Annotated in this window: 1 protein-coding gene; it reads left to right on the top strand. The window is 56.9% G+C overall.

From position 1 onward, the window contains the following. A partial coding sequence (locus tag AC27K1_RS21725; protein ID WP_487152888.1) for a VCBS domain-containing protein occupies positions 1-376 on the top strand: 376 nt, incomplete at both ends.

Below are 376 nucleotides of genomic sequence, written 5' to 3'. Positions count from 1 at the left end.
TAGCGTGGAGATCGTGGATGGTGACGGGAATCCATTAAGTGGCCAGGGCACGGTCAGCATCGACAACAACCAGCTCCAGTTTGTGCCGGGTACAGACTTCGACAGTCTGGCAAGTGGCGAAAGTACGACAGTGGTCGTTCGATATGTGATGTCCGATGACGAAGGGGCTACCTCTGAGTCAACAGCGACCATTACGGTCACCGGCACCAACGACGCGCCGGTGGCGACAGCCAATACCGCCACAGGCCATGAGAATGAAACCCTGACCATTGACGTACTGGCCGATGACACGGATCTGGATCACAACGACAACCCCGCCAACTTCAGTCTGGACAGTGTGCAGATCGTGGATGGAGACGGGAATCCCGTCACGGGT

It is taken from the genome of Kistimonas ophiarachnellae, assembly GCF_057552235.1.
The sequence above is the reverse complement of the archived record's forward strand: the minus strand, read 5'-3'. Positions and strand labels throughout refer to the sequence as shown.